The following is a 17,322-nucleotide window of genomic DNA, read 5'->3' as shown; positions in this document are numbered from 1 at the left end:
AAAGACAGCGTGATCGAAAAGGCGTAGAATTCGTATAACAAGGGAACTCGGCCAAGCCGGAACAAGGGAGACGACCATGACTGATTTCACAAACAACAGGTTCACCCGACGCACGGTGCTCGGCGCAGGCGTGGCCGCCGCCGGCTTGCTCGCCATGCCGGCGGTGCTGCGCGCGCAGGACAAATCGCTGAAGGTCGGCGTCTATGGCGGCTACTTCAAGAAGTCGTTCGACGAGCACATTTTCCCCGAATTCACCAAGGCGACCGGCATTGCGGTGGAATCGGTGGCAGAACCGACCGGCGAGGCGTGGCTGGTTCAACTCGAACAGGCCGCCAAGGCGGGACAGGCGCCGGCCGACCTTTCGATGATGTCGCAGACATCGACGCTGAAGGGCCAGTCGACCGAGCTTTGGCAGCCGCTCGATACGTCCAAGTTCAAGCATTATGGCGACCTGCTCGACCGCTTCATCAACAAGTATCCGGACGGGCGCGTTGCCGGCATTGGAGCCGTGGCCTGGTATATTACGCTGGTCACCAACACCGACACCTACAAGGAGGCGCCGACCTCCTGGGCAGCCCTGTGGGATCCGGCGAACAAGGACAAGCTCGGCCTGCTCGCGCTGGCGTCCAATTCCTTCCTGCTCGAGGTCACGGCCAAGACCTTCATGGGCGGCACCAATGCGCTGGACACAGAAGACGGGCTCAACAAGGCCTTCGAGAAACTGGCGGAAGTCAAGCCGAATGTGCGTTTGTGGTACCGCGACGAGGCTCAGTTCGAGCAGGCATTGAAGTCGGGCGAAATCCCGATGGGCCAGTATTACCACGACGTCACCGGCCTCGCGGCGGCCGACGGCTTCCCTGTCCGCTCGACCTTCCCCAAGGAAGGCGGCATTCAGGATTCCGGCAACTGGGCCCTGTCGCGCGCCTCGACCAAGGTCGATGAAGCCCACGCCTTCATCGACTATATGAGCCAGCCGGCGATCCAGGGCCTGATGTCGCGCAAGGTGGGCACGGCTCCGACGCTGAAGAAGGAGGTTCTCGACCTTAAGCCGGAGGAGTTTGCAGCGGTGTCGGCGGACATCGAGCCGATCATTCCGCGCTATGATCTTTATACGTCCAAAGCGGACTGGATCAACCAGAAGTGGACCGAATTGATCGTCGGTTGACGGCGCTGCCACATCTCCCTTGCGGGAGGCTCGGAAGATGAACCGCGCAGCGCAAAAGCCGCGAGGCAGTGAGGGTGAAGAAGTATCGCTGGATACTTTCTTCTCCCTTGGCCCCGGTCCACAGATTGCTGATACGGTTCACTCCCCAACTCTCCCTCGCAAGGGGGTAAGCGCGGTGCCCTTGCGGTCAGCCGTCTTTGCAGGAGTTCCCATGTCCGGTCTTGCCATCAACGACATCACCAAGAAGTTCGGCGACTTTTCCGCGGTCGACAACGTCAACCTGACGGTCCCGCACGGCACTTTCGTTTGCCTGCTTGGCCCGTCCGGCTGCGGCAAGACGACCTTGCTCAGGATGATCGCCGGGCTTGAGGAGCCGACCGGTGGCGCCATCGTGTTGGACGGCGACGACATCACGGCCTTGCCGACGCATAAGCGCAATCTCGGCATGGTGTTCCAGTCGCTCGCCCTGTTCCCGCATCTTTCCGTCGGCGACAACATCGCCTACGCGTTGCGCATTCGCGGCAAGCCCAAAGAAGAGCAGCGCAAGCGCGTCGAGGACCTTTTGGCGCTGATCCATCTGCCGGACTTTGCCGACCGTCCTGTCGCCAAGCTTTCCGGCGGTCAGCGCCAGCGCGTCGCCATTGCCCGCGCGCTCGCCCTTTCGCCAAAATTGTTCCTGCTCGACGAACCGCTTTCGGCACTCGACGCCAAACTGCGCGAGGACATGCAGGTGGAACTGCGCCAGTTGCAGCAGCGGCTCGGTATCACCACCATCGTCGTCACCCACGACCAGCGCGAAGCCATGACCATGGCCGACCTCGTCGTCGTCATGGGCAAGGGCAAGATCCTGCAGGCAGCGCCGCCGATCGAAATTTATCGCAAGCCGGCGGACGCCTTCGTTGCCGACTTCATCGGCATCACCAATCTGTTGCCGATCGAAACCGACGGCGCCGGCCGCGCGACCGTTCTCACCGCCGTTGCCGGTCTTTCCCTACCCGCCGGCATGAGCAAGGCTTCGCTCTCCATTCGCCCGGAGGACGTCGGCGTCGCGGCGCCCCGCAGCGGCGCGCTTACCGGCACCGTCAGCTTCGTGCGCGATCTCGGCGGTACCATCGAAACCTTCGTCGATGTCGGCGGCACCACCATCATCGCCGTTGCGACGCCGCGCGAGCGGCCCAATGTCAGCGTCGGGCAGAGCGTCGGAATCGTCCTGCCGCCGGAAAGCTGCGTGGTACTCAAGCCATGAGGCGCGAAGCACCCAAAACCGTAGCCGACTACACGCCGCTTTTCTTCCCCGGCTTCATGCTGGTGATTTTCTTCGTCGTGCCGTTCTCGACGATGATCGTGGTGAGTTTTTTCAAGCGCGACCCTGCCGGCTTCTACACACCCGACTTCGTCATCGACAATTACGCCCGCTTCCTGTCGGTTTTCTTCGGCTCGGTCCTGGGCTTTTCGCTGGTGCTTGCCATCATCGTGGCGCTCTGTTGCGTGGCAATCGCCTTCCCCTTCACCTACCTTTTGACCCGGTGCCCCCGCCGCGTGCAGACGCTGTGGCTGGTCGGCCTGCTTTCGGTTCTGTCGCTATCCGAGGTCATCATCGGCTTTGCCTGGTCGACGCTGTTTTCACGCACCGCCGGCATCACCAACCTGTTCGTTGCGCTGGGCCTGATGGAGCAACCGGTCGCGCTGCTGCCCAGCTTCGGCGCGGTGCTGACCGGCATGGTCTACCAGGCGTTGCCCTATACGATCCTCGTGCTTTACCCTGCGCTTGTGCGTCTCGATCCGACCTTGCTGGAGGCTGCGCGCACCCTTGGGGCCTCGCCGCTGCTCGCCTTCTTCAATGTCGTCACGCCAGCCTTGCGCAACACCATAGTGGCGACGCTGATCATGGTCTTCGTCTTTGCGCTCGGCTCCTACCTCCTGCCGCAAATCCTCGGACGCCCCCAGCATTGGACGCTGTCGGTGCTGATCACCGACCAGGCGATCTACCAGTCCAACATGCCGTTTGCGGCGGCAATGGCGGTGTTCCTGGTGCTGATTTCGCTGGCGCTGGTCGGCATGATGCTTCTCGTCGGGCGTAAGGAGAATGCGCTGTGACCGCTTTGCGCCGCTTTTATTTCACGCTCGTGGCGCTGTTTCTGGCGGCGCCGCTCATTGTCGTTGCCGGCGTCTCGATCAACGAAAAGCAGGAACTGACCTTTCCCCCGCGCGGTTTTTCCATGTCCTGGTATGGCCAGATATTCACGGATCCGGAATGGCGTCTGGCGCTTATCCATTCGGTCACGCTCGCCGTATGTTCCGCGGCCATCGCGGTTGCCATCGCCTTGCCCCTGGCCTGGTTCCTGTGGCGGCGGATCGCGCCATGGGCCAACATCTTCCAGGTCCTCGGCCTTGCCCCCTTCATCCTGCCGCCCGTCATCACCGCGCTCGGCTTCCTCACTTTCTGGGCGACCGTCGGCCTGTTCGGCCAGTTCTTTACGGCCATCGTCAGTCACGCCATTTTCTTCGTGACCCTGCCTTTGGTGACGCTGTCTCTCGGCTTTGCCTCCATCGACCGCTCGCTGGTCGAGGCCGCGGCGACGATGGGAGCGGACGACCGCACGGTGCTCAAGACCGTGGTGCTGCCGCTGATCCTGCCTTACCTGGTGTCGGGCTACGCCTTCGCCTTCGTGCTCTCGCTCAACGAATACATCGTCGCCTACATGACCATCGGCTTCACCACCGAAACGCTGCCGATCAAGATATTCAACGCCTTGCGCTACGGCTACACGCCGACCATGGCCTCGGTTTCCGTCTTCTTCGTCGCCGTGGCCGCGCTCGTGTTCGGCTCGATCGCGCGCTTTGGCGACATCAGGCGTCTGCTCGGCGCCATGGGTTCGGACGGCAACTGATGCGGCTGGCGGTCTATCAGATGGAAGCGAAGGCCGGCGATGTCGCGGCCAATCTCGCCAGCATTGAAAGCGCGGTTCGCAAGGCAGCGACACAAGGGGCGAATCTACTCGTTGCGCCGGAACTTGCCTTGCCCGGCTACGGCGCCGGTCCAGCCATGGCAGAACTGGCCGAGGCTCCCGATGGCGCGAGTTGGCGGCGCCTCGCCGTAGTCTCAGGCGAGACCGGTGTCGCCATACTTGCCGGCTTTGCCGAACGCGCCGGGGCAACCGTCTATAACAGCGCCTTGTTCGTCGATGGCGACAAGCCGCCGGTCGTCTATCGCAAATCGCACCTTTACGGTCCTTATGAGCGCGGCCTGTTTGACGCTGAGCGACCGTCTGCCCGCATCCTCGAGCATGCCGGCATGAGGTTCGGCATGCTGATCTGCTACGATGTCGAGTTCCCCGAGAATGTGCGCCGCCTGGCGAAGGCGGGCGCGCAGGTCGTGCTGGTCCCGACAGCCTTGCCGGCAAGCGACCATGCCGATTTCATTGCCCGCAAGATGATCCCTGTGCGGGCGTTCGAGAACCAGCTTTTCGTTGCCTATGTCAATCATTGCGGCGCGGATGCGCGCTTTGCCTATGCCGGCCTTTCCGGCATAGCCGCGCCGGACGGCACGCTGCTCGCGGCTGCCGGAGGCACTGGCGAGGACCTGCAGATCGCCGACCTCGATCCGGCTGCCTTCCAGCAAGCGGCCGAGCAGAACCCGTATCTCGCCGACCTCAGGCTTGGCTGAAATTGACCGGCGGCGCCAGCCGGTCGCGGCGCAGCCAGCGCGCCAGAAGCAGCACGGCAACCGCCGCCAAGCCTGACGACAGGCCCATCCAGATGCCCACGCCTGCAAAGCCGAAGCGGAAGGCCAGCAATGCGCCGAGCGGCAGGCCGATCCCCCAATAGCCGAGCGCGGCATAGATCATCGGCACTTTCGTGTCGTGCAAGCCGCGCAGCATGCCGGCAGCCACGGCCTGCGCCCCGTCGAATATCTGGAACAGCGCCGCGAAGGCCAGGAACGATACGGCCAGTTCGATGACGTGACCATTGGACGGATCGCTTACGTCGATGAAGGCGCTGATCAGCATGTGCGGCAGCAGGATCATCACCAGCCCCATCAGCGCCATGAAGCCGACGCCCATGACAAAGGCGGTCCAGCCGGCCCGGCTCACGCCTTCCGGATTGCCGGCCCCGTGCGCCAGCCCCACACGCACCGTCACCGCCTGGTTCAGGCCCAACGGGACCATGAAGGAGATCGACGCGATCTGGATGGCAATGGCGTGCGCGGCCAGTGAAGCGGCGTCGATCAAGCCCATGAACAGGGCGGCTGCGTTGAAGATCGTCACCTCAAAGGCGAGGATGCCCGCAATCGGCATGCCGAGCCGCAACAACCCCTTGAAGCGCGGCCAGTCCGCACGCCAGAAACGGCCGAACAGCCGGTAGCGCCGGAACTTGCGCTCCTTGAGGATCACCAGAGACATGCCTGCAAACATCAGCAGGCTGGAGATGGTCGTCGCGAAGCCTGAGCCGGCAATACCCATGGCGGGAGCGCCCAGGTTTCCGAACATGAACGTCCAGTTGAGCAGCACGTTGCCTGCCACAGCCAGGAACACGATCACCAGCGCCCAGCCGGGCCTCTCCAGCGCCGAAATGAACGAACGCAGCACGATATAGCCGTAGAACGGCAAGACGGCCCACTGCAGCCAGCGCATGTAGACGCCGGCTTGATGCGACAGGGCAGGGTCCTGTCCCATCGCCACCAGCACTGCCTCGCCATTCCACAGGAAGACCCAGATCGGAAGGGAGATCAGAACCGCCAGCCACAACCCTTGGCGCACGGTGCGGCGAATGTCGCGCACCGAGTTGTGCTTGCGGCCAAGCTCGGTCGCCATCATTGGCGAGGTGGCGAGCATGAGGCCGAGGCCGAACACCAGCGGCATGAAATAGAGATTGGAACCCAACGCGCCGGCGGCCAGCGTATCCGGCCCCAGCCTGCCCATCATCATGACGTCGGTGGCCGTCATCGCGGTCTGGCCGAGATTGGTCAGCACCATGGGCCAGGCCAGGGCGAGCGTCGCCCTGATCTCGTCACGCCAGAGATTTTCCGGTGCTCGCGCGCCGGTTTCGATCGCAGACATTGTTCGCACTTTCCGGTCACGGCACGTCGGACAACAGTCCGGAAGCCGTCAATTTCCGGCGCGGAAGGCCGCAAATTCCCACGCCGAGCCGCGGCTTTTGCCTGAGTTTGGCCTTCGGGGCAAGTCGTCGGCACGCCTTGTCGATTGTGCCAGCGTAGTCCCACCGGTTCAAAGGCCGGCGATTTCGGTCAAAATCCAATCGCGGAAAGCCCGGATCTTGGGCACATTGCGCCGGGATGTCGGATAGACCAGCCAGTAGGCATGGCCGTCGTCGCCAACCAGGTCGAATGGCTGGACGAGACGACCGTCGGCGACTTCGGTCTTGAACAGTTCCCGTGTCAGGATCGCCACACCGTGACCGGCAATGGCGGCGTTTGCCTCATAAGCCTGGGCGCCCATGCTTGTGCCGGGCCGGCTGGCAAGCTCATCGGAAGACAGTCCGGCGGCGGCGAACCAGTCTCGCCACCAGCGGTCTTCGGGGTCGAGGATCGGCAGGCGCAGCAGATCGGCCGGTTCCTTCACGCCGCCGATGCTGGCTGCAAGCTTCGGGCTCAGCATCGGCGTGAAGTCGGCCTTGAACAGCATATGGGTCTCGACGCCCGGCCATACCCCGCTGCCCGATCGTATGGCGATGTCCACGTCTTCGCGGGCGAAATCCACCAGCCGGTTGGACGTGTCGACCCTGACCGCCAGCGAAGGGTGGGCAAGTTGAAAGGAGCCGAGGTGCTGGGCCAGCCAGTTCGAGGCGAAGGTCAGCAGGCTACTGACGCACAAGACGCCCTCGGCGCCGCCGCGCGCTGCCGCATAGGCTTCGCTCAGCAGCGCAAATGCCTCGGTGGATGCTGGCGCAAGGCGGCGTCCCGCATCCGTGAGCAGAATCTGGCGCGGCTTGCGCAGGAACAAAGGCGCGCCGACGCGTTCTTCCAGCAGCTTGATCTGGTAGCTCACTGCTGCCTGCGTCATGCCCAGTTCCTCCGCGGCGCGGGTGAAGCTGAGGTGGCGGGCGGTGGCCTCGAAGACCCTGATCGCGGCGAGAGGCGGAAGCTGGTTGGCCATAAAGCATAAGCTCTCTTTATGGGTGATGATTGAGGTTCGATTGGAAATACAGGCATTTTAGGGCGATATCGAAGGCTCGTCGATCAATTCTTCCGCATGTGAGGAGATAGCGAAATGAGTACGGCCCAGTACCTGATATCGTCCTTTTCCCATCAGCGGTTTCTGGCGCGGCTTGTCGATGGCTTCAGATGGCGCCGGCCGGCACGCAGGCCGTTGCTTGATGTCCGGGACTTGCCTGCGCATCTCCAGCGCGACCTCGGACTTCTTGATGGAAACGATCCAGCCGGCCGGAGACGGTAAGCAAGGCTGTCACGTCGCCCGCATCGGTTGCAGGTTTATCTCTCGCTCCGCACCGTCTATGAAAGCGTGACGAAATTCGGGGCGAAGGAAGCCTTGCATGACGCCGAAGGCGGTTTTCTGGGACATGGACGGCACGCTGGTCGATAGCGAGCCCTTGCACGAGGCGGCGCTGCAAAAAGCCTTGCAGGAGGCCGGCATCGTGCCGCCTCCCGATTTAAGCGAACGTGTCGTCGGCATCGCCGCCAGCGTTGTCTACGAAATGCTCAGCGAGGAATTCGGCTTGCGCATTCCTTATGATGAATGGATCGCGCGCAAATACGGCCACTACCTGCCGCTGGTCGAGAAACTGGTGCCCAGGCCCGGCGCCATCGAGATTTTCCGCGACTTGAAGGCGCTCGGCGTCGAGCAGGCGGTGGTGTCCAATTCGGACCGCATCGTCGTCGACGCCAATCTGCGTGCCGTGGGCCTCGCCTATCCGGGCATGAAGTCGGTGAGCCGCAACGACGTGCGCGAAGGCAAGCCCCATGCCGAACCTTTCTTGCGCGCGGCTTTCCTGGCCGGCGTAGACCCCGCCGATGCGGTGGCGATCGACGACAGTTGGACCGGCGTCAACTCGGGGCTTGCCGCCGGCATGACAACGATCTTCTGGCCCGAGCGGCCGATGGCGGGGCCATCCGGCGCGGTCGTCGTCAATTCGCCACAGGAATTGCGCGCGGCCCTCGGTCTTTGACCGCGCCCGCGGACGCGTTCAGTTGCGGTAGACGGGTTCTTCTTCGTCGAGAATGGCTTTCAGTTCGCTCAGATGGCGCTCGGCCTGGCCCGGATAATCGTCCAGTTCCCGCGCCGTCTTTTCGGCGATCTCATCGGACAACACGCGCAACGGCCGCCCGGTCCACAACGCCTTGATGTAGGTTTCGGCGGCGCGCTCGAAATAGTACATGCGGTTGAAGGCGTCCGCGACGCTGTCGCCGACCACCAGCACGCCGTGGTTGCCCATCACCATCACCTTGTTTTTCGGGTCCGCCAATAGAACCGCGCAGCGTTCGCCTTCCTCCTCGAAGGCAAGCCCGCCGTAGTTCTCATCCACCACGTGCCGGTTGAAGAAGGTGGCGCAGTTCTGGTCGATCGGTGGCAGGCGCGAATCCGCCAGGGAGGCCAGGACCGTTGCGTGAATGGAATGGACGTGCATCACGCAGCGCGCATGCGCCACGTTGCGGTGGATGGCTCCATGCAGCCCCCACGCCGTCGGGTCGGGTGCGTTGGGGCCGTTCAGCGTTTCGGGGTCGTTGGCGTCGATCAGCAAAAGATCGTTCGCCTTGATGCGGGAGAAATGCACCTGATTGGGATTCATCAGGAAGCGGCTTCCCTCGTCGTTCACCGCCAGTGAGAAATGGTTCGCCACCGCCTCGTGCATGTTGAGCCGCGCGGTCCAGCGAAAGGCGCAGGCCAGATCGACCCGCTCCTCGTAGAAGGGAAGTTTGCTCAGCGTTTCCTTCTGCAGGCGGGCGATGCTCATCGACATATTCTCCGTGGTTGGCCGAGGATGCCGCGCCGGGGCGGCTGGGACAACCGCTAATTCTTGGGCCAGCCCCGAAAACCGTTGCCGATGGACGTTCATCGGGAAATGCCGATTGTACCGGCCCGGCTGCTCTGCAATAAGCATTTTCCGCACTGGCGAGGACAAAGACGATGGCGGCGAAGATCGTACCGGCTCCCGACTATGAAGAGCGTGTCAGGGCGTCCTTTGCCCGCCAGCAGGCTATGGCCACCATTGGCGCCGAACTGACGCTGGTCACTCCGGGCATCGTCGAAATCGAAATGCCTTTTTCAGGCAATCTGACCCAACAGCACGGCTTCCTGCATGCCGGCGTCATTTCCACCGCGCTCGATTCGGCCTGCGGCTATGCCGCATTCTCGCTGATGCCGGAAAACGCCAGCGTGCTGACCATCGAGTTCAAGGTCAATCTGCTGGCGCCGGGCCGGGGCGAGCGCTTCCTGTTCCGTGGCTCGGTCACCAAGCCCGGCCGCACCATCATCGTTGCCGACGGCCAGGCCTACGCCTTCGGTGCCGATGGCGAGGCCAAGCTGATCGCCACCATGACCGGCACGATGATGACGGTTGCCGGACGCGACGGCATTGCCGGCTGACGATGGCCGTGACAATTGTCGCCGGCAAACGGGTTCTTTTCGTCATGGCGCTCGAAGCCGAATACGGCCCGGCGTTGCGCAGGCTTTTCGTGCCGTTCATGACCGGCGTTGGTCCGGTCGAGGCCGGCGTCAGGTTCGGTGCCGAACTGGCGCGGCTGAATGCAGCGGGCGCCTTGCCGGCTCTCGTCGTCTCGCTCGGCTCTGCCGGTTCGCGCACGCTCGAGCAGACTGAAATCTACCAGGCCGTATCGATCGCCTATCGCGACATGGATGCTTCGCCGCTGGGCTTTGAAAAGGGCGAGACGCCTTTCCTCGGCCTGCCCGCCACCTTGCCCCTGCCGCATCGCATTGCGGGCGTGAAGCAGGCAACCTTGTCGACCGGCGCCGCCATCGTGTCGGGACGCGCCTACGAGGCCATCGCCGAAGACATGGTCGACATGGAAACCTATGCCTGCCTGCGGGCCTGCCAGTTGTTCGATATCCCGCTGATTGCCTTCGCGGGATATCGGACGGTGCGGCCGAATTGAAACATGTCGATGACTGGACCGGGTATCTTCACGTCATCGATGAAAAGCTCGCCGCTGCCGTTGGCTTGCTGGAAGCGGCGCTGCGGTCGGGCGCGATCCGGGGCCTATAGCTGCCGGTCTGATCGACTACCCCATTGCACCGACTCAAGTTCTTCTTTAAACGCCCGCCATGACGACGACCAATCACTCCGACACCATCCTCATCATCGACTTCGGCAGCCAGGTGACGCAACTCATCGCCCGGCGCGTTCGCGAGGCCGGCGTTTATTGCGAGATCGCGCCGTTCCAGTCGGCGGAAGAGACGTTCAAGCGCGTCCGGCCCAAGGGCGTCATCCTCTCCGGCAGTCCGCATTCGACCGTCGATATCGGCAGCCCGCGCGCGCCTGACGCGATCTTTGCCGCCGGCATTCCGGTTCTCGGCATCTGCTACGGCGAACAGACCATGTGCGCGCAACTCGGCGGCAAGGTCGAAGCGGGCCACGAACGCGAGTTCGGCCGTGCCTTCATCGAGATCGAGGACGATTGCGCCCTGTTCGACGGTGTCTGGGCCAAGGGAACCAGGCACCAGGTGTGGATGAGCCACGGCGACCGCGTCACCGCCATCCCCCCCAGCTTCAAGGTCGTCGGCACGTCGAACGGCGCACCCTTCGCGGCTATCGCCGACGAGAAGCGACATTTCTATGCGGTGCAGTTCCACCCGGAAGTCGTCCACACGCCGGACGGCGCCAGGCTGCTTGCCAACTTCGTCAACAACATCGTCGGCCTTAGCGGCGAGTGGACCATGGCGGCCTATCGCGAGCATGCGGTCGAGGCGATCCGCAAGCAGGTCGGCAAGGGCAAGGTCATCTGTGCGCTGTCGGGCGGCGTCGATTCTTCCGTCGCGGCATTGCTCATCCACGAGGCCGTCGGCGACCAACTCACCTGCATCCTCGTCGATCATGGCTTGATGCGCAAGAACGAGGCCGCCGGTGTGGTGGCGATGTTCCGCGAGCATTACAATCTGCCGCTGATCTTGGTCGATGCTTCCGACCGCTTCATCTCGGCGCTCGAAGGCGAGAGCGACCCGGAGAAGAAGCGCAAGACCATTGGCCGCCTGTTCATCGAAGTTTTTGAGGAGGAAGCAAAGAAGCTCGGCGGCGCCGATTTCCTTGCCCAGGGCACGCTCTATCCGGATGTCATTGAAAGCGTGTCGTTCACCGGCGGACCGTCGGTGACGATCAAGTCGCACCACAATGTCGGCGGTTTGCCCGACCGCATGAACATGCAACTGGTCGAGCCGCTGCGCGAACTGTTCAAGGACGAGGTTCGTCTGCTCGGCAAGGAACTGGGCTTGCCGGAAAGCTTCATCGGCCGTCACCCGTTTCCGGGACCTGGCCTTGCCATTCGTTGCCCGGGCGGCATCACGCGCGAGAAACTCGAAATCCTGCGCGAAGCCGATGCGGTCTATCTCGACGAAATCCGCAAGGCCGGCCTCTATGACGCTATCTGGCAGGCCTTCGCCGTGCTCTTGCCGGTGCAGACGGTCGGCGTCATGGGCGATGGGCGCACCTACGAATTCGTCTGCGCGCTGCGCGCCGTCACGTCTGTGGATGGCATGACGGCGGACTTCTACCATTACGACATGGAATTCCTCGGCCGTGCCGCGACCCGCATCATCAACGAGGTCAAGGGCATCAACCGTGTCGTCTACGACGTCACCTCCAAGCCTCCCGGCACCATCGAGTGGGAATGATTGAGGCCCATGCGAACGTAGCCGTGGCTACGACACAGTGCGACTAACGCTTCCCACGATCCGTCTGGGAATACGGCTCTACCTCCTCACAATGGTGCGCAAGTGCGAGTTGGAGGACGCAGTATGGTCGTTTTTATTGGCACGCCGCTAACCGGCTGATGCGGTGGCCGAGAGCTGACTGGCAGCTTCTGGACACACAAGGCGAAGTGCCGACGTTCAAGCCAGCGGCTCGAACTCAGCTCATTTTCACAACCTGTTCGCTGCAGGCGTCTCACGCGGCGCCACGCGCAGGATGGCGTATCCGAGCAACCCCGCCACGAGCGAGCCGGCGAGGATGCCGATCTTGACCTCTCCCTGCAATAGCGGCTGCTCGGCGAAGGCGAGCAGGCCGATAAACAGGCTCATCGTGAAGCCGATACCGCACAAGAGCGAAACGCCAAGAAGCTGAAACCTGGTTGCGCCTGCCGGCATGTCGGCCCAGCCGGCACGGATGACGAGATACGCACTGCCGAAGACACCGACCAGTTTGCCGACAAGAAGCCCCAGCGCCACGCCAAGTGTGAGATCATCGGTCAGCGCCCCGAGCGAAAGGCCAGAGAACGACACGCCCGCATTGGCGAACCCGAAGATCGGGATGACCAGAAACGTCACCGCGCCGTGCAGGGCGTGCTCCAGCCTGTGGAGCGGCGAATGCTCGATATCGTCAGGCCGGGCCGGAGACGGGCGCAAGGGAATGGTAAGCGCCAGCAGGACGCCAGCAACGGTAGCATGGACGCCGGAGATCAGCACAAGATACCAAAGCAGCGCGCCGAGCATGAGGTAGGGCCACAATCGGGTGACGCCCATGCGGTTCAGGACGACGAGGCCGGTCAGCACCAGCGCTGCGCCGCCGAGCGCTGGCACATCGAGTGCGCCGCTATAGAACAGCGCGATGATGATGACCGCGCCGAGGTCGTCGATGATTGCGAGGGCGGCAAGAAACACCTTCAGCGAGGTGGGAACGCGCTTGCCCAGAAGCGACAGTACGCCGAGGGCGAATGCGATGTCGGTGGCGGCCGGAATGGCCCAGCCGCGCATGGTCGCGGGATCGCCCGCATTGAACGCCAGATAGATCAGCGCCGGCGCGACCATGCCGCCAAGGGCGGCGACGCCCGGAAGAATGCGCCTGTTCCAGCTTGAAAGCTGGCCGTCCAGCATCTCGCGCTTGATCTCCAGCCCGACGAGCAGGAAGAACAGCGCCATCAGCGCATCGTTGATCCAGTGCGACATGCTGAGCGGACCGAGATAGCTGGACAGCGCGCCGAAATAGGCGGGCGCCAGCGGCGAATTGGCGACGGCCAGCGCTAGTGCTGCCGCCCCCATCAGCACCAACCCGCCCGAGGCGGAACTGTCGAGGAACTCTCGCAGCATCGAGAACGGACGGCGGTTATGGGGCGAATGGATATTGGTAGGCGACAAGGCTGCGCTCCTTCGGAAACGGGGACTCTCGTTCTCCGTATTCGGGCAAGCCCGAGCGCACGCAGCACACGCCTGGGGTCAGAGCTAGGAAGGGAATGGGCCGAGTCAATGCCTGGCCGGCGCGAAATCTCTGCTTCGTGCGTTACTTGCGGGAAGCTGCCACCTCTCGTCGCATCAAGTCCTCAACTGTTGAAGCAGTTGCACCGTGCGGGACATCATGGTCAGGGAACTTCCGAGGCCTTCCCGACGTTGAAGGTGAAAAGATGGCAGCAAGGGGCGCTTTAGCTGTGTCTTGCGGTCGCCCTCACGTGGCACATGCCCCCTTAACTCCTCCGCCCAATCTGGGGAGCGTCAAGACATAGCAGAGATATCCCTGGCCTTGCCGCCGGGATATCTTGCCGGCCAACTGCTTTTCCACGGTGAGCCTGAGAAGCGTCGATCCATAGCCGCTCGATGAACACAAGGGCGGGATAGACGCTGCGGCTTCCGCCCAGCGCAATCGCAAAACCTGCGCCCCGTGGGAAATATGGATCGACAGTCGGCCGTCGGTTGCAGCCAGCGCGCCATATTTGAGCGAGTTGGTGGCCAATTCGTGGATCAGCAAGGCAAAGGACGTAACCTGGCCGGTATCGATGGCCATATCCTCACCATCCAGCTTGGCAGCCAAGGCACCATCAATACCGCAATAGGGGCGAAGTAGCGCTTCGATCAATCCCTTCAGGCCGCCATTTACAGTGGTGCCCGGCTGGGTGCCGCTGATGCGCATGTAGCGATGCGCGTCGTGCAAAGCTTCGAGCCGTTTTCTCAAGATGTTCACCAGCGGTAGCAGTTCAGGCGATTCCCGGGCGGAAAGCCCGACCAGGCCATTCACCAGGGCAAAAATGTTCTTGATGCGGTGATCGAGTTCGTGGGCAACGAGTTCGCGCTCCAGGTTCATGAGTTTTTCAAGATGGATATCGCGAGACGTTCCGTACCAACGCAGCACGCGCCCGTTCTCATCCAGCTTCGGCGTCGCCCCAAGGTGCAGCCAGCGATACTCGCCGCTGTGATGCCAAAGGCGATACTCAAGCTCGTAAGGCTCGTTGGAAGACAGGCTCTCTATTCGCTTGCGTTCGACCCGCTCCCGGTCGTCGGGATGCACCAGCGTCGTCCAGGTCTCGGCGTCGACCGTGTCTATTCTTTCGCCGACAAACTCCCGCAGCTGACGATTGACGTAGTCATGCCGCCCATCGCTGTCGACGCTCCACAGAATCTGCGGGACATCGTCGGCGATCTTGCCGAAACTGCCGTTCAACCCGTCATCAACGTCCGTTGCCAGAATATACTCTCTCCTGCTGCTGTGCTGCAAAAAGCACAGTTGCAGAGGCCAAGCAAGGCGATGGCTGCAACAGTGAAAGCCTAATGCACCTGGCTTGGATCAAGACGTTAGCCCGGCACAAGCGCTCGATCCCCCGCCGTGCTTCCTGATCCATGCGCATTCGTCCTGTCGTTGAACAGATTGCAGATACTTCTCGGAAACCGGATGGCGAGTTCGGCGTTGTCCCGGTTCCTGTCGATTTCCAACCTTACGAGAACCCATGACCTCCAAGACCATTTGGCGCTTGCGGCTGCTGACGCGAAAGCTGTGGGTGCGCGCCACACTGATCTCCTTGCTGGCGGTCGTAGCGGCGCTGCTGGCCTTCGTCGTCGCGCCCTATCTGCCCGAAGACCTGTCCACCGGCATCGGCTCCGAATCCGTTGACAATATCTTGTCGAGCATCGCTTCATCCATGCTGGCGGTGACCACCTTCTCGCTGTCGACGATGATCACCGCCTACGGCGCCGCCACCAGCAATGTGACGCCGCGGGCGACCCGGCTCATCATGGAGGATTCAATCACACAGAATGTGCTGGCGGCGTTTGTCGGCTCGTTTCTTTTTAGCCTCGTTGCGATCATCACTTTGGCCATGGGAGCCTATGGCGAGCGCGGCCGCATCGTGCCGTTTTTCGTCACGTTGTTCGTCGTGGTCCTGATCGTCGTCACGCTGCTGCGCTGAATCGACTACCTGATGGAGCTGGGGCGCGTGGGCGAAACGACCAAGCGCGTGGAGGACGCGGCCATCAGGGCCATGACGGAACGGAACGCCGAGCCGTTCCTTGGCGGACAGCCGCTCCATGATCGCGACGACGTGCCCACGGATGGTTTGGAGATCCATGCGTCCGAGATCGGCTATGTGGCCCACATCGATACGGCTGCGCTCCAAAGGGTGACCGAAAAGCATGAAGCCAATGTCTACGTGCTGGCGCTTCCCGGCGCGTTTATCGACACAAAACGTCCGCTGGCGATCGTCACCGGCGCAGGCGAAAATTTGCTTGACGCCGTGACGGATGCGTTCTCGATCGCGTCTGAACGCAGCTTCGACCAGGACCCCAGGTTCGGGCTCATCGTGCTGTCAGAAATCGCGCAGCGAGCCTTGTCCAGCGCCGTCAACGATCCCGGCACGGCGATCGATGTCATCGGGCGTGCCGTCCGCGCCCTGTCGATATGGGGGGAGCCCGTGGCTGGAAAAGAGCCGCGCTGTCCCCGTGTTCACGTGCCGCCGGTCCATGTGGACGAACTGTTCGACGACTTCTTCCTGCCGGTCGCGCGCGACGGTGCCGGCGTGGCGGAAGTTCAGGTCCGGTTGCAGAAAGCGCTGGCGCCCTGTCGCGGCTGGACGACCCCCGGTTCAGGAAAAGCGCCCGCAAACACTCCGCCATCGCACTGGATCGCGTTCGCAACGCCTCAGGCTTGAGGATCGATGTGGACCGGGCTGAAGAGGCTGCTGCGCGTATCTTGTAGCGGTGATGACAGGTAGGTCCAGTGCGGCAGGCCGTGGGGTTCTTCCTTGCCGCCAAGTGCGGACCATCGGTGGAAATTTCGACGTTGACGATGTTGCACACGCGTGCAATGTGGCATTGACTGATGGCCATGAAACGCTCCGGGGGCGATGACATATGGAACTGAATCCCAGGGTTGCGGAGGTTGCCGTGCCGAATGACCTTGACCGGCGTGAATCGTTCTGCCGCCAGATCGTGCGATCCGCCGGGGAGATTGCCCTCAAGGGGTTCGTCAGCATTGGCGCCAGCGGCTACAGGATGAAAGGCCCGCAGGATTTCCTGACCGAAACCGACGCCGCGGTGGAGCGATATATCAAGGCGGCGGTTGCAGAGGCGTTCCCTCAGGACGGCTTCCTTGGCGAAGAAACCGGGGGTGTCGCAGCGCACGACATATGGGTCGTCGATCCGATCGACGGCACGGCCAATTTCGCGCGCGGCATTCCGCATTATTGCATCTCAGTGGCTTTCGTCAGCGGTGAAGCCATCGAGATAGGAGCAATATACAACCCCAGCCTCGATGAACTGCATTTCGCCCGGCGTGGGCGTGGCGCGACACGCAACGGCGTGCCGATCCATGTCGCGCCGACCTGTGAATTCGACAGGGCCTGCGTCGAGTTCGGTTGGTCGAATCGTCAATCGAACGACAGCTATGTGGCGGCTTTGACATCCATTCTCGGCCACGGTGCCAATGTCCGGCGCGGCGCATCGGGCGCGCTCGGCCTCGCCTATGTCGCCGATGGCCGATCCGACGCCTATGCCGAACTCCATATGCATCCCTGGGACTGTATGGCTGGGCTTTTGATGGTACAGGAGGCGGGCGGCATCGTAGGTCCCTATCTCAGCCAGGACGGTCTGCGCCATGGCGGACCGGTCATTGCAGCCGCGCCCGGCATCGCGGCCGGAATGGCCGAAGCAACCGGCCTTCGCCTCGATACCGTTGGCGCGTGATGGAAACCCCGGCAGAACAACATGCCTTGCGTTACGAACGCCCGCTGTTCAGCCCGATTGTGCACGCCA

General features: G+C 62.6%; 15 protein-coding genes and 2 pseudogenes. 12 read left to right on the top strand and 5 right to left on the bottom strand.

Going from position 1 to position 17,322, the window contains the following annotated elements; all coding sequences use genetic code 11:
* Positions 1-76 precede the first annotated feature (76 nt).
* From ASD64_RS00205 to ASD64_RS00185, 5 genes are all read left to right on the top strand, one after another.
* Positions 77-1,165, top strand: coding sequence for an ABC transporter substrate-binding protein (locus tag ASD64_RS00205; protein ID WP_056098898.1), 1,089 nt, complete (start codon positions 77-79; stop codon positions 1,163-1,165).
* A 211-nt stretch (positions 1,166-1,376) separates the two neighbouring features.
* Positions 1,377-2,411 (top strand): ABC transporter ATP-binding protein, encoded by a 1,035-nt coding sequence (locus tag ASD64_RS00200; protein ID WP_056098896.1) that lies wholly within the window; start codon positions 1,377-1,379, stop codon positions 2,409-2,411.
* Positions 2,408-3,262 carry an ABC transporter permease gene (locus ASD64_RS00195; RefSeq protein WP_056098893.1) on the top strand — a complete coding sequence of 285 codons (855 nt, stop codon included), beginning with the start codon at positions 2,408-2,410 and terminating at the stop codon, positions 3,260-3,262. The genes ASD64_RS00200 and ASD64_RS00195 overlap by 4 nt, the downstream gene beginning before the upstream one ends.
* Positions 3,259-4,056, top strand: coding sequence for an ABC transporter permease (locus tag ASD64_RS00190; RefSeq protein WP_056098890.1), 798 nt, complete (start codon positions 3,259-3,261; stop codon positions 4,054-4,056). Before ASD64_RS00195 ends, ASD64_RS00190 begins: the two co-directional genes overlap by 4 nt.
* Complete coding sequence (locus tag ASD64_RS00185; protein WP_156459941.1) at positions 4,056-4,832, top strand: carbon-nitrogen hydrolase family protein; 777 nt, start codon at positions 4,056-4,058, stop codon at positions 4,830-4,832. Before ASD64_RS00190 ends, ASD64_RS00185 begins: the two co-directional genes overlap by 1 nt.
* Here ASD64_RS00185 and ASD64_RS00180 read toward each other — a convergent pair.
* Positions 4,819-6,225, bottom strand: coding sequence for an MATE family efflux transporter (locus tag ASD64_RS00180; protein WP_056098887.1), 1,407 nt, complete (start codon positions 6,223-6,225; stop codon positions 4,819-4,821). The genes ASD64_RS00185 and ASD64_RS00180 overlap by 14 nt on opposite strands.
* A gap of 168 nt (positions 6,226-6,393) precedes the next feature.
* Entirely contained in the window at positions 6,394-7,281 is an 888-nt protein-coding gene (gcvA, locus tag ASD64_RS00175; protein WP_056098884.1) for a transcriptional regulator GcvA, read from the bottom strand.
* Positions 7,282-7,678: 397 nt separating this feature from the next.
* Between gcvA and ASD64_RS00170 the strand changes: the two genes are divergently transcribed.
* Positions 7,679-8,311 carry an HAD family hydrolase gene (locus ASD64_RS00170; RefSeq protein WP_056098880.1) on the top strand — a complete coding sequence of 211 codons (633 nt, stop codon included), beginning with the start codon at positions 7,679-7,681 and terminating at the stop codon, positions 8,309-8,311.
* 18 nt (positions 8,312-8,329) lie between these two features.
* On the opposite strand, the gene ASD64_RS00165 is transcribed toward ASD64_RS00170, so the two are convergent.
* Positions 8,330-9,097 carry a class II aldolase and adducin N-terminal domain-containing protein gene (locus ASD64_RS00165; protein ID WP_056100092.1) on the bottom strand — a complete coding sequence of 256 codons (768 nt, stop codon included), beginning with the start codon at positions 9,095-9,097 and terminating at the stop codon, positions 8,330-8,332.
* A 173-nt stretch (positions 9,098-9,270) separates the two neighbouring features.
* Here ASD64_RS00165 and ASD64_RS00160 point away from each other — a divergent pair, with 173 nt between their 5' ends.
* The 3 genes and pseudogenes from ASD64_RS00160 to guaA all read left to right on the top strand — a co-directional run bounded on the left by ASD64_RS00160 (position 9,271) and on the right by guaA (position 11,988).
* On the top strand, positions 9,271-9,729 hold the full coding sequence (locus ASD64_RS00160; RefSeq protein WP_056098877.1) for a PaaI family thioesterase: 459 nt from the start codon (positions 9,271-9,273) through the stop codon (positions 9,727-9,729).
* A gap of 2 nt (positions 9,730-9,731) precedes the next feature.
* Positions 9,732-10,366 (top strand): annotated as a pseudogene (locus tag ASD64_RS00155) (5'-methylthioadenosine/S-adenosylhomocysteine nucleosidase).
* A gap of 59 nt (positions 10,367-10,425) precedes the next feature.
* The gene (gene guaA, locus ASD64_RS00150; RefSeq protein WP_056098874.1) at positions 10,426-11,988 is read left to right on the top strand and encodes a glutamine-hydrolyzing GMP synthase; all 1,563 of its coding nucleotides are present in this window, start codon (positions 10,426-10,428) and stop codon (positions 11,986-11,988) included.
* A 246-nt stretch (positions 11,989-12,234) separates the two neighbouring features.
* Here the strand turns inward: guaA and nhaA are convergent, their stop codons facing one another.
* On the bottom strand, positions 12,235-13,446 hold the full coding sequence (gene nhaA / locus ASD64_RS00145; RefSeq protein WP_056098870.1) for a Na+/H+ antiporter NhaA: 1,212 nt from the start codon (positions 13,444-13,446) through the stop codon (positions 12,235-12,237).
* Positions 13,447-13,750: 304 nt separating this feature from the next.
* The gene (locus ASD64_RS00140; protein ID WP_244480685.1) at positions 13,751-14,695 is read right to left on the bottom strand and encodes a PAS domain-containing protein; all 945 of its coding nucleotides are present in this window, start codon (positions 14,693-14,695) and stop codon (positions 13,751-13,753) included.
* Between ASD64_RS00140 and ASD64_RS21520 the strand changes: the two genes are divergently transcribed.
* From ASD64_RS21520 to ASD64_RS00130, 3 genes and pseudogenes are all read left to right on the top strand, one after another.
* Entirely contained in the window at positions 14,582-14,848 is a 267-nt protein-coding gene (locus ASD64_RS21520) for a hypothetical protein (protein WP_156459939.1), read from the top strand. The two genes, ASD64_RS00140 and ASD64_RS21520, sit on opposite strands and share 114 nt — an antisense overlap.
* 175 nt (positions 14,849-15,023) lie before the next feature.
* Positions 15,024-16,220: pseudogene (locus tag ASD64_RS00135) on the top strand (DUF2254 domain-containing protein).
* A gap of 202 nt (positions 16,221-16,422) precedes the next feature.
* Positions 16,423-17,253 carry an inositol monophosphatase family protein gene (locus ASD64_RS00130; protein WP_056098863.1) on the top strand — a complete coding sequence of 277 codons (831 nt, stop codon included), beginning with the start codon at positions 16,423-16,425 and terminating at the stop codon, positions 17,251-17,253.
* The last annotated feature ends 69 nt before the right edge of the window (positions 17,254-17,322 follow it).

The sequence above is a fragment of the Mesorhizobium sp. Root157 genome (assembly GCF_001427385.1).
GTDB lineage: Bacteria > Pseudomonadota > Alphaproteobacteria > Rhizobiales > Rhizobiaceae > Mesorhizobium.
This window is presented reverse-complemented; position numbering and strand designations above follow the sequence as displayed.